This window comes from Clostridium sp. MCC344 (assembly GCF_018785365.1).
GTDB lineage: Bacteria > Bacillota > Clostridia > Lachnospirales > Lachnospiraceae > Pilosibacter.
This window is the reverse complement of record NZ_WQPQ01000004.1, coordinates 1-18,490: the sequence shown is the minus strand read 5'-3', so window position 1 is coordinate 18,490 and position 18,490 is coordinate 1. Positions and strand designations below refer to the sequence as shown.

Genomic DNA, 18,490 nt, shown 5'->3' with positions numbered 1-18,490 from the left:
TCATTTTTGGCACAAACTTTTTGGCACAAAAAGGAGCTGCTGCTCCATAAATGATTACTCATCTATTTTGCAACAGCCCCATTCTTTCTTTATACGCATATGAGACACCAAGGATGAACTGCAATTTTATTTATCCGCCATGTTACCTATGATATAATGGCCATATATAATAAAAGGGGGAAATGACATGGATCTCATGAAACAATCTTACAAATTTGATATTGCAGCTTGCCTGAACCAGTTAAATTATGAATATCATCAAAATTATACTCTGGAAGATCTCTCAGAGAAAAGATAGGTGTAACCGCTGAGACGTTAGGCCAGCTATCCACGGATAGTAAATTCAGCATACTATATACAACTGCTCTCGAGATCTTTGACCTTTATCCCAGCATAACCTCAGATGCTCCTTGATGAGTTCCCTCAGCTTTCCTTTTCCTATGACCTGATCAACAGCAACCTTAGTACGCTGAGATCCAAGGCAGTCATTTGTATGCTGATCCAGCAAAACTTAAGTCAACTGGACTACCGTTACCGACATGAGGGAACCAGATCAATCCTGGGGAACTGCAATTATCAGTTAATCCTCGGCAGCAACGATATTTCAAGTTCAAAAGTTTTCTCCGACATAATCGGAAGTAAAAAAATCTTGAAAGTATCAAACTCATTCTCATCAGCCACTCAAGTCTCAACAAGTAAGAGCGTGCAAGAAACAGAAACAAAGATCTTTCCTCCGGAATCCTTCGGTGATCTCTCTCTTTATCCCATTTGTTGGGTGGAATCCCATCTTAACCATTTGGGATATTAATTCTTTTTTAGCCTACCGTGAAAATCGCAAAAGTAAAATCCGTTTTTTTCACGTTATATCAGTAATTATACTTACAATACTAATTTTATCTAACTTATATTTTTGGATTCTCGCAATATTCCAATATTTCGGATATTTTGTTTAGCAAGTAGTAAGGCCCTCAGAAACGATTGATCTCTGGGGGCCTTGGATTGTGGCAATTATCTCGATAATTTTCAAATTTCCTTCTTGTACTTGTAATACGTTTTTCTACTTACTCCGATTATTTTCATACAATCCGAATCGCTTAGATCTCCACCAAATGATTTTGCTCGCTTTTGCATTATTTTTTTCGCTTTAACTTCTTTTTCTGTGATACAGTGTCCGCCTTTTGGCCTCCCCAATATCTTACCATTCAGTCGGGCCGTCTCAATCCCTTCTTTTGTTCTTTGGCGAAGATCATCCACTTCTTTCTGAGCCTGATCAAAAGCAATCTTAATCTGTTCCTTAGCCAGCAGCATCAAATACTGTTCCACCGCCTCCAGGATTACATCCACATTCGTCCCTGTTTTTGGAATGGAAACCTCTAATGCTTTCCTGTATACTTCCGTGTCTATATGCGGTTCCTGCAAGAATTTTAACTCTATCTTCTTACCAAACAGATTTTGATAATCGTGGAAACCCTCATCAGAATCTCGTGCCATTCTGGATACGGAATCAAAAACAATGACATCGTCCTGTTGTAATTGCGGCTGCAGCTTTACCCACTTTGGACGATCCTGCGTCCGGCCCGTGTAAATCTCCCGAACAATAACAGCAGTAGGATAAATACGCAGGATATTTCGAACTTGGCGTTCAATATTCTGTTTTTGTGTGGAAATCCGGACATATCCGTATATCATACTTAATCACCTGTTTCTTTTAATTGGTATGGTTAAAGTATACTATTTTTACGGCTATTCCTCAAGCTAAAATCTGTTTCCATTAAACGGTCATTTTTTTCATACACATGGGAGAGGTTTGAGGTGAATTACGGATATATAAGGATCTCTACAAAATTTCAGAATGCAGATCGGCAAGAGCGCAACATCCGCCTGATGTGTCCAGATCCTGACCTTGTTATCATCAAGGAAATTTTTACCGGCAGCACACAGGATCGGCCTAAATGGCGGAGATATTATCCCAGATTTATGCCCGGAGACAACATTTATTTCGATTCGGTTTCCAGAATGGCCCGTGATGAGGATGATGGAGTAAAAGAATACCTGGATCTATATAAAAGAAAAGTGAATCTGTTTTTCTTTGTGGAGCCTGGGATCAACACAGATGTATATCGGGAAGCTTGTCAGATACAAATTCCACGGACTGGCACGGAGGTTGATATTATTCTGGATGCCATCGAAGCGTATCAAGTGAAGCTTGCAGAAAAGCAAGTTCGTATTGCCTTTCAACAGGCCCAGAAGGAACTGGATGATCTCAGACAACGGACGATCGAAGGTTTAGAGACGGCCCGGCGTTCCGGAAAGCAGCTCGGCCGGCCTCGTGGCCGATGCATCACCGGCAAGGAACGAAAGGCAAAAAATATTATTTTGAAGCGTGATACGCTCTTTGGTGGGAATCTCTGTCCGTCTGACTGCATGAAAGTAATCGGCATCAGTCGCAGCACTTACTACAAATACAGAAACGATTTATTCAACTCTCCAATGACATAGCTTTGGCAATATCTCCTGACCGCTTATAATATGTATAAGGGCTTATATAACTGTCAAATTATAATAATATCATTAATTGTATTTATTTTCTTAATAAAAATGTAAATTGACTTCCTATTATTGCTGCTGTTAAACTAAAGATATAGTAACTTCAACATACATTCCATTTATATGAGGTGGTCCCCATGCATTGTTTAATGATGTAACTGATTAAAGCAATTTGTATAAGGGAGATTAGCTATGAAAAGAAATATTTCCAGAGCATTATTTTGTATTGGTATAATTAGCTGTATGTCATTCAACGCATTTGCAGCATCAAGCATTGAAACTACAGATTGCGGTGTGGTATATGTAACTGACGAGACCTTACAAATTCCTGTCCTGCGTGTTTCTCCGAGGAATGCAATCGGACAATGGCACTCTGATGATACTGGATGGTGGTTTGAATACTCTGGCGGAGGATATCCTCATGATACCTGGGAAGAAATCGACCATAGATGGTATTACTTTAAGTCCGATGGCTATATGGCCACTGGATGGGTTCAAGTGAAAAATGTCTGCTATTTTTGTGAAGATTCAGAGGATGCAACAGCTCCTCTTGGAAGTATGGTTACTGGTTGGCGCAAAGTAAAGGATGAATGGTATTATCTTGAAACAGCCGGAACAAGCACTATTCCTTTAGGAAGTATGCGAACTGGTTGGATTGAAAAAAGTGTGAATTCCTATTATTTACGGCCAGAAAAAGAAGGAACTCACCCTATGGGTTCTATGGTAACTGGTTCCAAAGATATAGATAATGTCCGGTATTTCTTTAATACACTAGGTGAAAAAACTCTTCTTCTGCAGAACAAAGACCGTATAGTATATGCTTTTGCTGACGGCGATATTGGACTTGGTGGTGGAACTGTTAGATGGGATATCACTGCCAATGTGAGTAATGAATCTTCATCTCAAATCAAAGTTACTGATCGAACAGGATTTTGCTCTTATACTACTGTCAACGATCAGTTTGGTGTAAAATACAAGACATATCACACTCTTGCCGAACGAAACGATCATGATAATACGTCAAAGAATTTCAAATGGGATACCATGAGTATAATCTATCCATCCGAAGAAACACCTGTTTTTTGTGTTGAAAATCATTATGATAGTGAAAGCGGCAATACAGATAATTTATCTATTTACGATAGAGAGAATAGAGATCAATTATCTTATTCCTATACCTTCGGAACTGACAATCCAGTAGGTGTTACTCATCTTGTTTATGATTCCGGTAAAAAAGAAACCCATCTAGCAGCTTGGCATACAAATAAAGTTATCGTTGACTATAATAATGTCCCTGAAAAATATTCAACATCGGAATCTGAAGATGTAACTGATTTATCTTTAATTGATAGTCTGTTTACCATTGACTCGCAACCACACTATACTTTTTTAACCGCAGACGATGTTTTTACAGGTTCAAATGCAGCTCGTTCACATCATACATCGGAAAAATATAGTTTATCTGTTGATAAAAATTATGTAGATACGTTGAGAAAGAATTATGCTTTGTTAGGAAGTTCCAACATCGAAGGAGATATCCATGATTTCTTAACAAGAAAAGGCGTTCTTTACGCAGAGGCCCTTTTATCCAATGGTCCAGCAACTGATGATGATGTAGAGCATTATAAAGCAGCGTTAGATGAAGTTTTAGATCTGCAAAATAATGAATTATACCAGCATATTGTTGCAAAATATGGAGGAGAAAGTAATTACTGGAATACAAGACATGTGGATGCAACAATTCAAAAATATTTAGATGAAAAAAAAGCAGAATTTCTTAGCGCCAATCATCTTATCAACAGTCTGGAAGCCGACGAATTGTGGCAGGACTATAGAGAATCGTTAATTAGTGACCTACAGCAAAAATACACTTTGATAATTGAGTAATTGATCTATGAAAAAAAAATTTATATACTTAAGCATTATAAGCGGTATTCTTTTCATACTGGTCCTAGGGTTATTTCCAACAAAAGCGCGAAAACTCAATAGTATGTGGAGAGCAACGCTTAATAGCAAACAAGGTTTCATCACCCACGATACGACGTTGCAAGAAGGTGATGTCATTTCAAAAGTTTTTGTTGAATATGAATACGAAACTCGTAGTGATGGCTTTTATTACAAAAAAACAACCTATAATTTCGAAGATGATGGAACCCAAAAGGTTGTTGGCACATTCGAGTCATTTGAAAATGGTCGGAAAGTTGCTTTTGATGGCGAGTCGCCAGAAGATATTCCTTCAGACATTTCTATCACCCCTATCAACAGTTTGAAAAGCATCATAGGTGGTATCTGGGAAGAATTGAATATGGCAAATGTAAAGAATATTCAGGTGGAAAAGGGCGACGAAGAAACTATATATTATATAGAGTTTGTGCAAAGGAATAAGATCTCAGAGGCCGGGGCCTTAAATCCAAATGTTCTTTCTATTTTTACCAATCGAACCATGAGCGTTACATACAGCGAGCAGGAAAAACGAATAAAAAAAATTGACTATTTAAGAACCGGCCAAAAAAACTCAACCGAATATATACCCGTTTCTTATCACGATATTCTAACATTAGAATAAGCCATATCATATGCCGTGGGAAATTTTCCACGGCATTTTCTCGATATTGATGCCCATTATTAGAGAACAGGTAACAGTCTTCATTCTGAGTCCTCTGAGGTTTCCTTGTGACGGAACAACTTTTCCACCGACATTTACTTCTATCTAAATATTGCTTTGGCGAAGATTTCCGTCCATCTGACTGGAAGAAGGTAATTTGGACTACAAATATAGAAACGACTTATTTTAATTTCCAATTGCATAGTAAAACCAGTAATCACCTATTTACATACTCATCGAATTTGGAAGATTCGGCCCAGGGTCACAGCCATGACCCCGGGCTCCCCCCCCTGTTATTCGAATGTTATACATGTGTTATATATTGTTATTGTTATGCATAACATTTTTAAACATAAAAATAACGGAGCATCGTTATCTCCGTCATTTTACATTTCAGCCTTTTTGTGCTATTATACCGGTCTTCGATAATCCGGAACTCGCAGACTCTTAGTCGTAAAAATTTCTACTTCCCAAAGTCCCATCTTGTAATTGGCTTTATACTGCCATTTATACATACCATTCATCGGATATCCGGCATCATTGGTACCGAAATTGCGATATACTCCATTATATTCAGGCCGCAATCTTAACTCACAGCCGATAGATTGTAATACAGTGCCAAGATCTTCTTCAATGCGATCGCAAACCTGTGCCAGCGGAAGACTTGCATCATACGGTGTTTGCAGCGTAGATTTCCATACCTTTTCTTCTTTATGCTCAATCTTCAGATATCCGTTCTTAATCGCCACACCACGCTGATTTGCATAACTTTGTTTATGTTCTTCTGTATCCCAAGTTTCTTCTGTATACTTCTGTGTCCACTGACGGCTCTCTAAAACAACATATCCGTCATGGTTCTTCTTCGGCTTAATCCCCCTTTTTTGATTAGCTCTTTCAGTCATTATTCTGATCATGTTCCTATGCAGATATATTTCTCTCTGAATCTCTTGCTTTGCCGCTTCCAGCTGGCGTTTTAGTTTCTCGATTTCGTTGTCCTTTTCTTCAACAATCTGTTGTGCAGCTCTTACTTTACGTTCTGCTTCCTCATCCGCAGACTTCTGATACTTATACAGCTGTGCGTTAGCATTATCAATAACACGCTTCTTTTCTTCTCTGGCGTCTCTTTCCGCACAGGCAACTGCATTCTCTGCGTTGCGGATCTTCTTTATATTCGAATCATATTCAGCTTTAGATTCAATATAATATTCGGCTTCCGGATCGGAATAACCGCCTGGCACTTCCCTATATCCGGTAAACGTTTTTTTGGCAAAAAATCCCATTCCGGATCACCTCCTTTACAATCCTCTGATATAATTATCAGCTACTACACTGATCCTGTTATGTCCTAATGCCTTGCTGCATTTTTTCATCGCCTGTCGATCCAGTTTCTTACCGCTTTCCTCTTTTCGACAAGTATATACATCGCCCTGAAACCTCTTTCCGGTTCCTTTATTTACTCTGTCATACGGAATCTGATTCAGCGGACGAGCATAGGACTTATACATTGCTGTAGCGTATTCAGCTCGGTATCCATGGATGTCTGCATTACTGTTGACGTATTGCCAAACTTTCTCATTTGGACCCGTATTACGCATTCTTTCTATAATTGCATTCTTATCCGGACCCATTACCGGAGCAAAACGATAGCGACCATTCTTGTCCTTCCGATGATGAATAAATATATCATGATCTGGAAATACTTCCAATGCATCTTTCAGCACAACCAAATGCTTTCTCTCCTTATCCGAAAGATCTGTTCTGCCGGACAAAACAGACACTTCTTTTTCCATATCCGCTCTCGTCCACATATCCCGCCCTTCAAGCCGCTCCAGAACATTCCTACGACATCCAGTGCCTTTACAAAAACGAATCAGTTCATCATTGTTGGTTACGCTAAAGTGCTTGTCACGCTCTGCGCTGACACGGCTACGTTTGATTTCTGAACGGTTCCGCTTCGGTGGTTGGAAACGATTCGGATCTGCCTTATCTATCTGATAGAGTTTATTGAGCGCAGCCGCCTCTGTTTGTATCGTCCATGCCGAAAGGTGCTGGCCCTTGCCGTCTACTTGATCAACACGTGACTGAAGCCACTCATTCACAAATTTCTTTGCCGACTTCAACGTCGTGCATTCCGGATGCTCTGTCTGGATCCACTTCACAAAATACTTTGCGTGTTTCCAGTAAGTTGAATACGTATTATATGAAAAAATCTTGTCTTTTTCCGTTCCGTCTTCAACCGCAGCTTTCTTACTTTCTCCGAAGTGCTGCATTCCGGTCAATTTTTCGTAGGCCTGCTGATGCAGATCCTTGCTATAGCTTTTATTTTTTCTTCCCACCGCAGACCAACTCCTTTCCGTTCTTATACGGTTGATGTTCAGATGATTCCGCAACTCAAAACAGTTGTGTTGTGCTACCATCTCAGCACCAACCTTTTTATATGACAATAGGCACGGCTTTCGCCATGCTTCTTCTTTTCCATTTCCGTATTTGATTCTCTCGGCCCATACCGGTTAAAACAAAAGTCGCTTCCTACCAGATCCGAAAATCTCGATATTCAGCTACGAAACACTTTTTTTAACGCCTTACAGCGGGTCTTATGTGTGACCGGATAAATACACTTTTAACTGCTTATGTGTGCAGGCACATTCTGGATCGGACCTTGTGCTCACGTCCGGATACGATTGCTCTCTACGGTTAGTATCATTACCCAAATTTGTTTTCTCGTTTCTATCGGCCTTTGATTTGATGACGATGCCTTAGGTCGCATCGGATGTTAGCCATCACCTTCGTTGTTATACAGCCAACGTCGCATTCACACAACTTCGAGTTCGGTTCATATTATCGAGCCTTAAAGATTACACATCCTGTTTCGCCGGATTGTGATTGCTGTGTACCGTTTTACAGTCAGTACCGTCACTATCACAAGATTTACAAGTTACATCCGTTTCTTTTTGCTTCCCACGGTAACGGAAGGTTCTCGATTTGTCCGTCAATTCGGTTGCTTAGATCGCTTTCAAAAAGATTACTAACGTCTTTGCCTGAATCCTTACTGTTCCAATTCACAAAGGTTACTACGGAGCTTTTTAGGAGTTCCACGGTCGATACCGATTCACAAGCTATATAAACATACTAATGTATGGAATACTTATTATATACCATTTTTGCCCAAAAAAGTCAATAACATATGCTTGTTTTCACAGTCATATCGGTTTACCCGTTCATTAGCTTCGGGGCGAAAAGCCCCTTGCTTCTAACCGTGTAAACCGATATTTTCCTCCAGCCGCATTTCCCTCCTCTCTCCTGCAGCACATTTTTTACGCCAAGTTTCCGATCGTCGAATCCACGTTTCCCCAAGTTATATATGTTATGATATGCACTAACATATTTTATTCCGGATTTTTCACAGCATTTCTTTTCTGTTTGCTCTTCCACCATAAGCCAACCAAATTTAGTTGAGCTTTAATTTATTTTTCAATCTTTTTTCACCTATCCATCGACATACTGGAAATGAAACAAATTTATTTTTCGTTTTTATTACAACCATCAATCACCATAATTAGTGTGTAACTGCATTTACTTATCAACTGAAAGGAGTTTTTATGGAAATCAATAATAAACCAAAAAGAACCAAGGTACAGATTTTCCGCGACACTGCCACTGATGAGCAGTGGAAAGATATGGTGGCGTGCGCTATCTCCGATAATCCAATCGGTGCCTCTCTCCAAGATACATACGGATTTTCCTGGAGCGTTATTCGTGCCGATGCTGTAGAACGCGGATATTACGAACCGAAGCGGCGCCCATCTCCCACCTCTAACTCTGATACAGCCATTACACCTACATTTCAGATTGAAGACATCACAGATGAACCAGAGTGTATTTCCCGTTCCATCCAGATCTATACGGACATCTCTGATCGCTTGAATGCCCTCTGTAACTCGAAACAGCAGTATACAAAAAAGGCTATCTTAAATCAGCTTCTAAATGAGACCCTGGAAAAATATGGATATTAAACCCTCAAAAAAAAGAACTCATTGGTCAAATGAGTTCTTTTTTATCAACTTTTATGAAACACTCTGATTCCAGACTACTTCCGGATGACGATTGTTCTTCATGCAATCACACAGGTACAGGTTAATAAGCGTCTGATATGGAATACCAACTGCATCAGACTGATTCTTAAAATACGCAATAACTTTTTCATCAAGATTGATGGTTACCTGCTTCTTATTTGTTTTTGCATACGGATTTTTTCTCGGGTTTAAATTCATAATCTCATATTCTTCACGCATGATCTCACCTCCAAAATGGTTGTTCATTGTAAACATTTTGCTCTGTTTTCGTTGCCTTTCTTGCGGATATGATTCTGATTTTTTCATCTTCTCCACGATAGCAATGGCTAACAATACAAACACCTTTCCTGTCGGTCATACCTATAATCAGAAACCTATCTTCTTCTTCAGAATGATCCGGATCATCAAACAGAATCGCATATTCATCCTCGAAAACGGCCTGAACCTCTTCAAAAGAAATCCCATGTTTTTTTTTGTTTTTGGTATTCTTTTCTTCATCCCATTCAAATAGCATTTCTTCACTCCCTTTATAATTATATTATAATTATATTATAATTATTTGTCAATACATTTCAAACTATACATATATTCTTCCTTGCTCAACGGTGGCTGGCCGATAATCTCACGCATAGCATTGATTTCCATGAATTTCCCAAAATCAAAATCGTATGTATGTGATTCAAAATTATCGAACCTGTTGGCTGATTTTTCTTCTTTTATCCGGTCTGCCTGGGCCTCTGCCGCCTCCGGATGGCGATATTTCCATACAGTTTGCAGGACATAGTAAAACGGCGTTGTAGCCTCCTGGATCGTCCCCTGATGATCCATACGCTCACAGATGACTGCAATGTCTTTATATGTAAGAGAATTGAAACATTCCTTGATTTCCGAAGTCAGAACTTTTTTCTTCTCGATCCAGAAATACTCTCGCTGTAACCGACTGACCTGCATACAGGCAGTTTTCACCGTCTGGAGCACGTCCGGATCTAGGCGTCTCTTATACTCATCCGTACTTTCAATGATGGCAAAACGATCATCTTTATATTTTTTCAGATGACGATTGATCCGGGCCTCACGCTGCTCTGGAGTCTCCGTAGCCACATCAACTGAATATTTTTTCTGTTGACGTTCTGCTCTTCTCTGTGTAGCCTTCCGTTTTTTCTTATTTTCCTTCTGACCTGCAGTCACATAGAGGTTCCACACCGTCGGAAGGACATCTGCAATTTTATGCATTCCAAAAAGAAAGGCACACTCATCTATCCCGTAGTGCTTAAAAAGTATTCTTGCAACCGTATCTCTTAAAGAAGTTAAACGCTCCGGATGACTCATAACCTTGATCATAGTCCGAGCAAGATACTCTTCAATATCATAAGAGAGAGACGTACTGCTCCACTTACAGAAACTCCAACTAAAGATATCCAGAATTTCCCGGGCCACCGCATCAGAAGAAGCCCTGGCATCCAGCCAGTTATACCAGTCGAACTCCTCTCCCCCTGTCCCCCTCACCGCAGGAGTAGAGAGAAGAAAGCCAGTAGGAACAATAAAAGGCGCACACACAGACCCAGTGGCAAAATTTGCACTTTCAGCAACTTGACCAATGCCCTCCCGAACAGAGTCAATCTCAATAATCTCAGCCGTTTGGGTTTGATGATTTTGACGCTGTGCTGCCTTAGAATATCGCATCAACCCCTCAGCTTTTGCGATTGTGCAAACTGTTCTGCGAGATACTCCTGCAACTTCTGCGATTTCTTCGTACGTTAAAGAGTCGGCCTGCATCAGCAGCTCGACGACCTTTTTCCGAGTTTCTTCTTTTTTGTCCCTGGCAGCCTTTCTATCAGCTGCACGTCTCAGACCCTGGCCAATTCCAAGCTTCTTGATTTCTTCTCCTGTAAGAGCCAGCATATCAACTACATAGGCGTTTGACAGCTTATAATACCCCCTATGATCAATGCCAACGCTCTGATCCGTTTCCTGGATAATATGATCCAGCTCGACCTGTGGCAATGGATCCACAAATCTTCTATTCATCTTCTGCAGACGCAATGCCGCATTAGCCGGATCGAGCTGTTTCAGCGCAGAATATGCGATAAACAGCAGTTGCTCCCTACAACTGTCCGTACAATTTTCTCCACGCATCTCCTGCAGCTTCTCCAATTGCTCCAGACGGGTAGAAAGGAATGGCAAGCGGTACTCTGCAAATGGCACTACCGGCCTGGAAGCGATTTCCTTTTTCTTTTTTTCTTTCTCTTCTTTTACTTTCTTATACTCTTCTTCTGATTTCCAATCCCAGAGATTACAGCCCCGTACCAGATCCGATAATTCATAACATTTTCCGGATACAGCAATAAGCCGACAATATGTGTCGGCTGCTACATTGTATGTACCTGGGATCCTGCAAACACGAGCGTCATCCAAGACTGAGGCGTCTGGCTGTGCTGCCTGTGGATCTGCAGATAAAATTTCCTGATATTTTACATACAGTTTTTTTCGAACTTTTTTATAAAACGCTTTGATCTTTTCCGTTTTCCACGTATTTGCAATGGATTTATCCAAGATGTACTGCAGGCCGAACCCCCGGCCGCTATCCGTGATCATAGTTGGCACTGCTAACCGGCTGTCCGAGAATGCGTCCTCCAGAATTTCGACCGTCCGCATTTTTGCGGTCTGTATCTGATCAGGATCATCCGAGTGACAGTCCAGATCGATAAAAATAGAGCCAAAATTGAAAACTCTATCGGATGTGCGTTTATATCCACGGAATGTATGAACCGTCGTATAGGTATCGAGCAGATCTGTGCCGGTCGCTGCCAGCTCGTCCATGTCGCACGTGCTCAGCTGGCTGACCTGATCTCCTTTTTTCCGGAGGCGGATCATCTGACCGCCACGTTTATCGTGGTACAGTGTTCGCAGGAAATCCATCTTTTCTTCTTCGAGATTTTTTTCATATGTATAAAAAACTGCCATTTGATTTGCCTCCTTTCCAGTGGATAAACAGCGCAGATTTCTCTTCCTGAGGTTGCTTTATCCACATCCTTAGCATAAAAAAAAGAGACCCGCTGAAACGGATCTCCTTTTTTATCCATTTTGCTATCTATATTCTACCTTAAACGAACTGGAAGTGCTATACACGGCAAAACTGAAGTTTTTTGATTTTTGAACCGATTTTTAAAAACCCTTATTTTACAATAATTTGCGGCACATTGATGTCGCAAAAGTCGGTGCTTTTTTTTTTTGTTTGTCGCAAAAGTCGGTGCTTTTGTCGCAAAAGTCGGTGCTTGGTGTCGCAAAAGTCGGTGCTTTACAAATTTATTTCAACTCCAATAATGGAACGACCTGCAGATAATATATCATATCCTTTAATATATTTTTCAGTTTTAAACGACTCCAAAACCTTTATCATCATTTTATGCAATTTAGCCTTTTTATCTCGAATATTCACAAACTCTTCGTCATACCATAGCTCTGTGAGAACTCCCTTGTCAAGTTCCTCATCATAATATATGACTTCTTTTAATGCAACCTTATTTCTTGCCCGTTTCAATTCCTCAACACGCTGAATTACATACCGTTTTACTAAAATGGCATCATCTGTATCAGTCATCCCAGGAACTTTCATAAGGCTAATAGGCACTGCAGCAATGCGCCCTATACGTTCTGCATAGTCATAGAGAACCGGCATTTCCTTTAATGAAAAACCATTAAGGTAAACTTCTCCATTGGCCGACTTCACCTGAACTTCCCGTAACGGAAGAAGATAATCTGTAAATAATGCCTTATCACCTTTTCTCAGTTTTATCCCACGTGCCTCAAATTCATCCGTACAATCCAGTGTAATACGAATCAGTGCCAATTTCTTCAGGCTACGTGTGACCGCTCCTGCTTTCTGCGGCTTAACATCTCCCTTCATATTTCCAGACATAATCCTGGAAATCATCTCCGGAGTAAAAGAGCTGCAGTTATTTTTATACAGTGTATATACCGAATCCATCACAGCCAAATCATACATCGTAACATTATTACTTGACAGTTTAACATCCTTATCTTTTTCCAGATCAACCGTTACTATAATATTCTTCGATGGCATGACCTTCAATTCAGTCGGATTTTCAGATGAAACTAAACCACCTGTTGTTGTAATAAACTTTGCTACTGAAGAAATATTAAAATTTTCATTTTGAGTCTTCGGCAGTTTTGCTACTTTAAATTCTTCCATGAATGAAATATCACTCCTTCTTCGACTTCCAATCATTATCTCCAAATAATCTTTCGAGTGGTCGTGGCAAAACTCTACATACAATTTTCCCATCCAAGGTTCCAGTATTAACACCTTCCGGCAACCAATCAATCTGGCTTAAATGACTTCGCAATCGTTCTTTTTCGCGCTTTCCAACTGTCTTCAAGCCCTGAACATAGGCATTTGCCTCTCCGGCCGTGCTGAAAGACATCCGCTCGGCATATGCCAGTATCCGCCGACGTTGCTCTTGCGTGAGCCGTTTCTGATCGCCGGCATACTCGATCAGCCACTCTCCTACTTCTTTTTTCTTATTCTCATAGTATACATCAATTTCATTTTGTCGTGGGAATCCGCTCATAATCATTCCCCTTTTCTTCATTTGTTATCTTGTGTCTATCTTGTATTTATCTTATATCTATCTTGTATTTGATTCTAAAACCATGTTAACATACTGCGTCAACGTCTGATTGTATTGATCTGCACCGGATACAACCATATTATATACATCAGCATCAAACTTTACAAAAAGTCTCTGTGCAGCCTGGCCCTTTTTACGTGGAATACAGTCCTTTGACGGTTTTATCAGTAACTGATCATAAAATGCCTGGATGTGATCCGGATCGGTCTGTCTGATTGCCGCATTGATGTAATACGCCGCTGCAATTCCCAGATTTCCGGATTCTTCTTTTATAATATCATACACCTTATCTGTAAAGGCCATATTGATTTTTTTCGGCTCAGCAGATGGTATCTTCTCTTCCATATGCCTTTCCAGATTTTCTTCCGCACGTCTATAAGCCTCATATTTCCCATGAGGCTCATAGTTTTTATCTTGTATTTGTCTTGTTGTTATCTTGTTGCTATCTTGTATATTACTTGTATTTGTATACATACCAGACAGATCGAGCTTCCTTTTTGCCATTTACATAACACCTCGCTCCAACTCAGAGGCAAACCCCTTTACAGCTTCTGCAGCTCGGCTTCCAGGATCGTACTCTGTAATTCCAACGTGTGAGGCAACGCATTCACTAAGCGATACCGCCTGTGGGATTTTTGTCTCAAAAATTGTTGTTTCCGCTCCGGCAGCCATCCGCTCGGCAACCTCCTGAACCTGCTTTCCCAGGTTGGTTCGGTCATTGCTACGGTTAAACAGAATTCCGGCGATCTGCAGTTTTGTATTCGTGGTTTCCTGAATTTCTGCGATTGATTCCAAAATCCCAGCGTTGCCTTCCAGAGATGCGATATCAGGCAACATAATTACAACGGCAAAATCTGAAACTGACAAAGAAAGATAATGCCCCCAACCCGGAGACGGGTTTACATCCACAAACACGTAATCATATTTGTCTTTGACTGCTTTCAGTTCACTCCGGAACCGGCTTATCTTTGCATCCATTCCGAGTTCCGCAACCGCCATATTGGCCGGAATGATATCCAGATTGTCTTTAACCGGCACAGCCGCATCTTCTAAAGAAATTCCGCCCTTTAAAACATCCACGATTGTTTTCATACTGTCCGTTCTCGGAACTCCGGAAAAGAATGTCAGATTGGCCTTTTGTCCGTCCACATCAATCATCAGGATCTTTTTTCCTTGTCTTGCCAGCTCCCAGGCCGTATTATAGCAAACAGACGTTTTTCCAACGCCGCCCTTCTCATTGATATATGTAATTACCTTTGCTCCCATGCGTTCTCCTTTCCTATCCTGTATTTATCTTATATCTATCTTGTATCTATCTTGTTGCTATATTGTATCACACATATTTTCGAAAATCAATTATATCTTGTATTTATCTTGTATCTACATATCTGAAAAGATGATTCTTGCATCAGGATTTCCCAGAGCAGATATGTTAGCTTATATTATAATATATGAATTTTTAAAAAGGAGACGGATTTTATTCCCGCCTCCTATGTATTATTACTTTCCTTGAGCCTTATCTAAGGCAGCCGTAAGTTCTGCAATCTTGTCCTGCAGACTTTCCAGCTGTACCTGCAGGCGAGCATTTGCTTTATCAGCCTCCCGGAGCAGGGTATTCATTTCACGCTCCTTTTTTGCGACCTCATTTGCACAAGAGAGAGCAGCATCCTTCTGAGCATCGGAAATTTTTCTCTCCATATCAGCTTTCAGTTCACGGATTTCCGTCTCATGGTCCTTTTTCAGCCCTGCCAGCTCCCGATCTGTTGCTTCCTGTGCAGCTTTCAATGTCCGACCAGCCTCTTCCTGGCTTGCCTTTAATGTCCGATCTGCTTCTGCTTTTTGGTGTTCCATATCCTTCTGCAGTTCAATGATTTTATTTTTGGCCGTCTCCTCAGACTTTTTCAAATCATCATATCCAGCTGCTTTTTCTTCTGCGATACTCAACTTATCAGCCAGGTTAGCAATAGTCTTGTCCTTTTCGTCTGCCAGCTTTGAAGCCGTCTCAGCCTGGGCCTTAGCCACAGAAGCTTCTTTCACGGCCTGCTCCGCAGCCTGAGAAGCACTGGTTGCCGTCTGCTCTGCAGCCTTCTTGTCTTCCTGCAGCTGCGCATTTTTTTCCTGAAGTGAAGCAATGGTCTTATCCTTGCTTGTAAGAGCTGAGGAAAATTCTTCCATAGCGCTTTCCCGTGCCGTATTGTAATCTTCAACGCTTTTCAGGTAAGATTCCATGACCTTCTTCATATACATTTCGAAAGTCTCGATATCCTTGGCACTGTTCGGTGCTACGGTCTTGGCCCGGTTCAGCTCCATGACCTGCATCATGTGATCAAAGCCCTGGGCCTGGTTCATGCCATTCTCTTCGCAGAATTTTCTAAATGCGTCTGCCGCTTCCTGGTCAATTCTAAAGTTTGTCTGTTTGATTTCTCCCATTTTTTCTCTTCCTTTCCTGATCCTGTTTTCCGTTCCTTATTTGATAATACTATTATATCATTCCCCCACATCGTTGTCAATGCTCTGTTATGCATATGTTATACATTGTTATTGTTATACATATATTCGTTTTATCATTGCAAGAAGGGTAATCATGGCAAGTATCAACAGAATCATATTTAAACACGGCGAAGATGATTTTGAACTTTGGGAAGGTTTTTCTCTATCCGCAGAAGAGAAGCGGCAGATCACAGAGATCCTGTCCAGACATGAAACGGGCGGTTGCTCCGTGCGCGGATCTAAAACAGATATTTTAGAAGAAATCCAGTATCTCAACTCCAATATGTATAAAAAAACAGTCCGTTTTCTTTAAACACTATTACCTTGTCAGAATCTCCGCATTTTTGTACAATATAAACATGAGCTTTTTTTCATACAGATCGGAGGTACTCCTATGATATACGGATATGCACGAATTTCCAGTAAGTTTCAAAATATCGACCGACAGGTTCGGAATATAAAAGCGGTCTACCCTGACGCCCGAATGATCATTGAAGTCTACACCGGCCGAATGCAGGATCGCCCCAAATGGGTGCGTTTCCTTCCAACATTAAAGCCTCATGACAAAGTTGTCTTTGATTCCGTTTCTAGAATGTCCCGCACCTCTGACGAGGGATTTGCTGACTACAAAGAGCTCTATCAGAGGGATGTCGAACTGGAATTTTTAAATGAACCGCAGATCAATACCGCTGTATATCGTGAAGCCTTGCAAGTCAGCATTCCAATGACTGGCACCGACGCCGATCTGATCTTAAGGGGCGTGGAGCAGTACCTAATGAAGCTGGCCGAGAAGCAGATCAAAATTGCTTTTGACCAGGCGCAGAAAGAAGTAGATGATCTCAGGCAGCGCACGATCGAGGGATTAGAAACTGCACGTCTCTCCGGAAAGCAGCTCGGCCGCCCTCGCGGCCGGTACATCACCGAGAAGGAACGAAAGGCAAAAAATATTATTTTAAAGCGTGATAAGCTCTTTGGCGGAGATCTTCGTCCATCCGACTGCATGAAGGTAATCGGCATCAGTCGCAGCACTTACTACAAATATAGAAACGATTTATTCAAAAAGGAGGCGTAAGGTATGACCGTTTTTTAGCAGAGTCATCGTTTCATAGCCTTCTATATAAAAGCGTATCAATCTGTTACCTTTTCATCCTGTTCATCTGAAAGAGGGTGTAGCTGTACACCGGTTGATTCGATGCATTGCGTTCTGCCAGTAGATTGTAAACTTCAACTTTTATCAATTATCTTGTTCAAACTGTGTTTTTTGAATTTATGCATTTTTGCTAAAAATTTTCTCGCATTTTACATTTTATTGCATTGTAGTCCCAAAAATGGTAAAATTCAAATACGAGGAGGTGTGTCCAATGCAGACTTTGATAAAATGCAGAAATATGGGATTGTTTTATCTTTAGATAAGGAGGCAATATCATGAAAAAAACTTTAATACCAATTTTTTCTTTGATTTTTTTAGTCTCTATAAATGCTACCACATCTTATGCTACAGTATATCAACCGAATACAGATATTCCTGTTGAAGAAATTACAACTCCGTCCTCACCTACTATTTTTAATGATGAAATGTTTTATGTGTATGAAAAGGTTGATGGTGAAATAAAATTATTAAAAATCACACAGGAAGAAATAATACATGATGGATATAAAACATTAGAGGTTACTGTATATGATGTAAACACAGGAAATACTATCCCTTATGAAGATATATTATCTAATTATTAAAGGAAAAAATATTTAAAATGAAGAAATTATATCCTATATTGTTTACATTAGTAATCTCAATTATTATTTCCTGGTTTCTATTTTTTCCATGGAATAAACAGGTATTAGAAGATGGTGGAACTATTGTTTATTCCAGTCTGACATACAAAATCTATGTATGGAATAAAATAGGAGGAAAAAACACGTCCGAAATATATTATTTTCCATCTAATTTTCAGTATAGAGACGGATATTAAAAACCGCCACTAAGAAATACAGCTTCCGCAGGTCTTCCATGTAGAGACTTGCGGAAAACGATAATGTTCTCTGGGGGCTGTCGCAAAATCATTAAAAACAGATGATTGAGCGGCAGCCTCTGCCGTTATAGACATAAACCGGGATGAAATCTA

General features: G+C 40.4%; 19 protein-coding genes. 8 read left to right on the top strand and 11 right to left on the bottom strand.

Translation table 11 applies throughout. The features are described 5' to 3' along the window. The first annotated feature begins 403 nt into the window (after positions 1–403). Positions 404–808 carry a TraM recognition domain-containing protein gene (locus tag GPK90_RS19695; protein ID WP_423804909.1) on the top strand — a complete coding sequence of 135 codons (405 nt, stop codon included), beginning with the start codon at positions 404–406 and terminating at the stop codon, positions 806–808. 215 nt (positions 809–1,023) lie between these two features. On the opposite strand, the gene GPK90_RS00500 is transcribed toward GPK90_RS19695, so the two are convergent. Beyond that, positions 1,024–1,689, bottom strand: a complete 666-nt coding sequence (locus GPK90_RS00500) for a recombinase family protein (protein ID WP_215701861.1) — start codon at positions 1,687–1,689, stop codon at positions 1,024–1,026. A 123-nt stretch (positions 1,690–1,812) separates the two neighbouring features. Here GPK90_RS00500 and GPK90_RS00495 point away from each other — a divergent pair, with 123 nt between their 5' ends. The 3 genes from GPK90_RS00495 (at position 1,813) to GPK90_RS00485 (ending at position 5,113) form a co-directional block, all read left to right on the top strand. Then, positions 1,813–2,499, top strand: a complete 687-nt coding sequence (locus GPK90_RS00495; RefSeq protein WP_215701860.1) for a recombinase family protein — start codon at positions 1,813–1,815, stop codon at positions 2,497–2,499. 240 nt (positions 2,500–2,739) lie between these two features. Next, the gene (locus GPK90_RS00490) at positions 2,740–4,434 is read left to right on the top strand and encodes a PspC-like choline-binding domain-containing protein (RefSeq protein WP_215701859.1); all 1,695 of its coding nucleotides are present in this window, start codon (positions 2,740–2,742) and stop codon (positions 4,432–4,434) included. 7 nt (positions 4,435–4,441) lie between these two features. Beyond that, positions 4,442–5,113 (top strand): hypothetical protein, encoded by a 672-nt coding sequence (locus GPK90_RS00485; RefSeq protein ID WP_215701858.1) that lies wholly within the window; start codon positions 4,442–4,444, stop codon positions 5,111–5,113. Positions 5,114–5,562: 449 nt separating this feature from the next. On the opposite strand, the gene GPK90_RS00480 is transcribed toward GPK90_RS00485, so the two are convergent. Beyond that, complete coding sequence (locus tag GPK90_RS00480; protein ID WP_215701857.1) at positions 5,563–6,432, bottom strand: hypothetical protein; 870 nt, start codon at positions 6,430–6,432, stop codon at positions 5,563–5,565. 15 nt (positions 6,433–6,447) lie between these two features. Continuing rightward, a complete protein-coding gene (locus GPK90_RS00475; protein ID WP_215701856.1) occupies positions 6,448–7,488 on the bottom strand; it encodes a hypothetical protein in 1,041 nt (346 codons plus the stop codon). A 1,263-nt stretch (positions 7,489–8,751) separates the two neighbouring features. Between GPK90_RS00475 and GPK90_RS00470 the strand changes: the two genes are divergently transcribed. Beyond that, complete coding sequence (locus GPK90_RS00470) at positions 8,752–9,165, top strand: hypothetical protein (protein WP_215701855.1); 414 nt, start codon at positions 8,752–8,754, stop codon at positions 9,163–9,165. A 51-nt stretch (positions 9,166–9,216) separates the two neighbouring features. On the opposite strand, the gene GPK90_RS00465 is transcribed toward GPK90_RS00470, so the two are convergent. From GPK90_RS00465 to GPK90_RS00430, 8 genes are all read right to left on the bottom strand, one after another. Then, positions 9,217–9,444 (bottom strand): BrnA antitoxin family protein, encoded by a 228-nt coding sequence (locus GPK90_RS00465; RefSeq protein WP_215701854.1) that lies wholly within the window; start codon positions 9,442–9,444, stop codon positions 9,217–9,219. Positions 9,445–9,448: 4 nt separating this feature from the next. Then, positions 9,449–9,739, bottom strand: coding sequence for a BrnT family toxin (locus GPK90_RS00460; protein WP_215701853.1), 291 nt, complete (start codon positions 9,737–9,739; stop codon positions 9,449–9,451). A gap of 41 nt (positions 9,740–9,780) precedes the next feature. Beyond that, a complete protein-coding gene (locus GPK90_RS00455; protein WP_215701852.1) occupies positions 9,781–12,045 on the bottom strand; it encodes a hypothetical protein in 2,265 nt (754 codons plus the stop codon). A 478-nt stretch (positions 12,046–12,523) separates the two neighbouring features. Then, positions 12,524–13,438 (bottom strand): hypothetical protein, encoded by a 915-nt coding sequence (locus GPK90_RS00450; protein WP_215701851.1) that lies wholly within the window; start codon positions 13,436–13,438, stop codon positions 12,524–12,526. Between the two features lie 10 nt (positions 13,439–13,448). Next, the gene (locus GPK90_RS00445) at positions 13,449–13,817 is read right to left on the bottom strand and encodes a hypothetical protein (RefSeq protein ID WP_215701850.1); all 369 of its coding nucleotides are present in this window, start codon (positions 13,815–13,817) and stop codon (positions 13,449–13,451) included. Positions 13,818–13,874: 57 nt separating this feature from the next. Then, positions 13,875–14,381, bottom strand: coding sequence for a hypothetical protein (locus GPK90_RS00440; RefSeq protein ID WP_215701849.1), 507 nt, complete (start codon positions 14,379–14,381; stop codon positions 13,875–13,877). Then, positions 14,382–15,143, bottom strand: coding sequence for a ParA family protein (locus GPK90_RS00435; RefSeq protein WP_215701848.1), 762 nt, complete (start codon positions 15,141–15,143; stop codon positions 14,382–14,384). Between the two features lie 234 nt (positions 15,144–15,377). After that, complete coding sequence (locus GPK90_RS00430; protein WP_215701847.1) at positions 15,378–16,307, bottom strand: coiled-coil domain-containing protein; 930 nt, start codon at positions 16,305–16,307, stop codon at positions 15,378–15,380. A 154-nt stretch (positions 16,308–16,461) separates the two neighbouring features. On the opposite strand from GPK90_RS00430, the gene GPK90_RS00425 reads away from it, so the two are divergent. From GPK90_RS00425 to GPK90_RS00415, 3 genes are all read left to right on the top strand, one after another. Continuing rightward, positions 16,462–16,680, top strand: a complete 219-nt coding sequence (locus GPK90_RS00425) for a hypothetical protein (RefSeq protein ID WP_215701846.1) — start codon at positions 16,462–16,464, stop codon at positions 16,678–16,680. 81 nt (positions 16,681–16,761) lie between these two features. Beyond that, positions 16,762–17,439, top strand: coding sequence for a recombinase family protein (locus GPK90_RS00420; protein ID WP_215701845.1), 678 nt, complete (start codon positions 16,762–16,764; stop codon positions 17,437–17,439). A gap of 353 nt (positions 17,440–17,792) precedes the next feature. Beyond that, the gene (locus GPK90_RS00415; RefSeq protein ID WP_215701844.1) at positions 17,793–18,101 is read left to right on the top strand and encodes a hypothetical protein; all 309 of its coding nucleotides are present in this window, start codon (positions 17,793–17,795) and stop codon (positions 18,099–18,101) included. Positions 18,102–18,490 lie beyond the last annotated feature (389 nt).

Coding starts and splice junctions, on each gene's coding strand:
- GPK90_RS00490 (WP_215701859.1), top strand. CDS start 2,740: ATGAAAAGAAATATTTCCAGAGCATTATTTTGTATTGGTATAATTAGC.
- GPK90_RS19695 (WP_423804909.1), top strand. CDS start 404: ATGCTCCTTGATGAGTTCCCTCAGCTTTCCTTTTCCTATGACCTGATC.
- GPK90_RS00435 (WP_215701848.1), bottom strand. CDS start 15,143: ATGGGAGCAAAGGTAATTACATATATCAATGAGAAGGGCGGCGTTGGA.
- GPK90_RS00460 (WP_215701853.1), bottom strand. CDS start 9,739: ATGCTATTTGAATGGGATGAAGAAAAGAATACCAAAAACAAAAAAAAA.
- GPK90_RS00430 (WP_215701847.1), bottom strand. CDS start 16,307: ATGGGAGAAATCAAACAGACAAACTTTAGAATTGACCAGGAAGCGGCA.
- GPK90_RS00445 (WP_215701850.1), bottom strand. CDS start 13,817: ATGAGCGGATTCCCACGACAAAATGAAATTGATGTATACTATGAGAAT.
- GPK90_RS00500 (WP_215701861.1), bottom strand. CDS start 1,689: ATGATATACGGATATGTCCGGATTTCCACACAAAAACAGAATATTGAA.
- GPK90_RS00470 (WP_215701855.1), top strand. CDS start 8,752: ATGGAAATCAATAATAAACCAAAAAGAACCAAGGTACAGATTTTCCGC.
- GPK90_RS00465 (WP_215701854.1), bottom strand. CDS start 9,444: ATGCGTGAAGAATATGAGATTATGAATTTAAACCCGAGAAAAAATCCG.
- GPK90_RS00455 (WP_215701852.1), bottom strand. CDS start 12,045: ATGGACGAGCTGGCAGCGACCGGCACAGATCTGCTCGATACCTATACG.
- GPK90_RS00415 (WP_215701844.1), top strand. CDS start 17,793: ATGAAAAAAACTTTAATACCAATTTTTTCTTTGATTTTTTTAGTCTCT.
- GPK90_RS00480 (WP_215701857.1), bottom strand. CDS start 6,432: ATGGGATTTTTTGCCAAAAAAACGTTTACCGGATATAGGGAAGTGCCA.
- GPK90_RS00450 (WP_215701851.1), bottom strand. CDS start 13,438: ATGGAAGAATTTAAAGTAGCAAAACTGCCGAAGACTCAAAATGAAAAT.
- GPK90_RS00485 (WP_215701858.1), top strand. CDS start 4,442: ATGAAAAAAAAATTTATATACTTAAGCATTATAAGCGGTATTCTTTTC.
- GPK90_RS00440 (WP_215701849.1), bottom strand. CDS start 14,381: ATGGCAAAAAGGAAGCTCGATCTGTCTGGTATGTATACAAATACAAGT.
- GPK90_RS00425 (WP_215701846.1), top strand. CDS start 16,462: ATGGCAAGTATCAACAGAATCATATTTAAACACGGCGAAGATGATTTT.
- GPK90_RS00420 (WP_215701845.1), top strand. CDS start 16,762: ATGATATACGGATATGCACGAATTTCCAGTAAGTTTCAAAATATCGAC.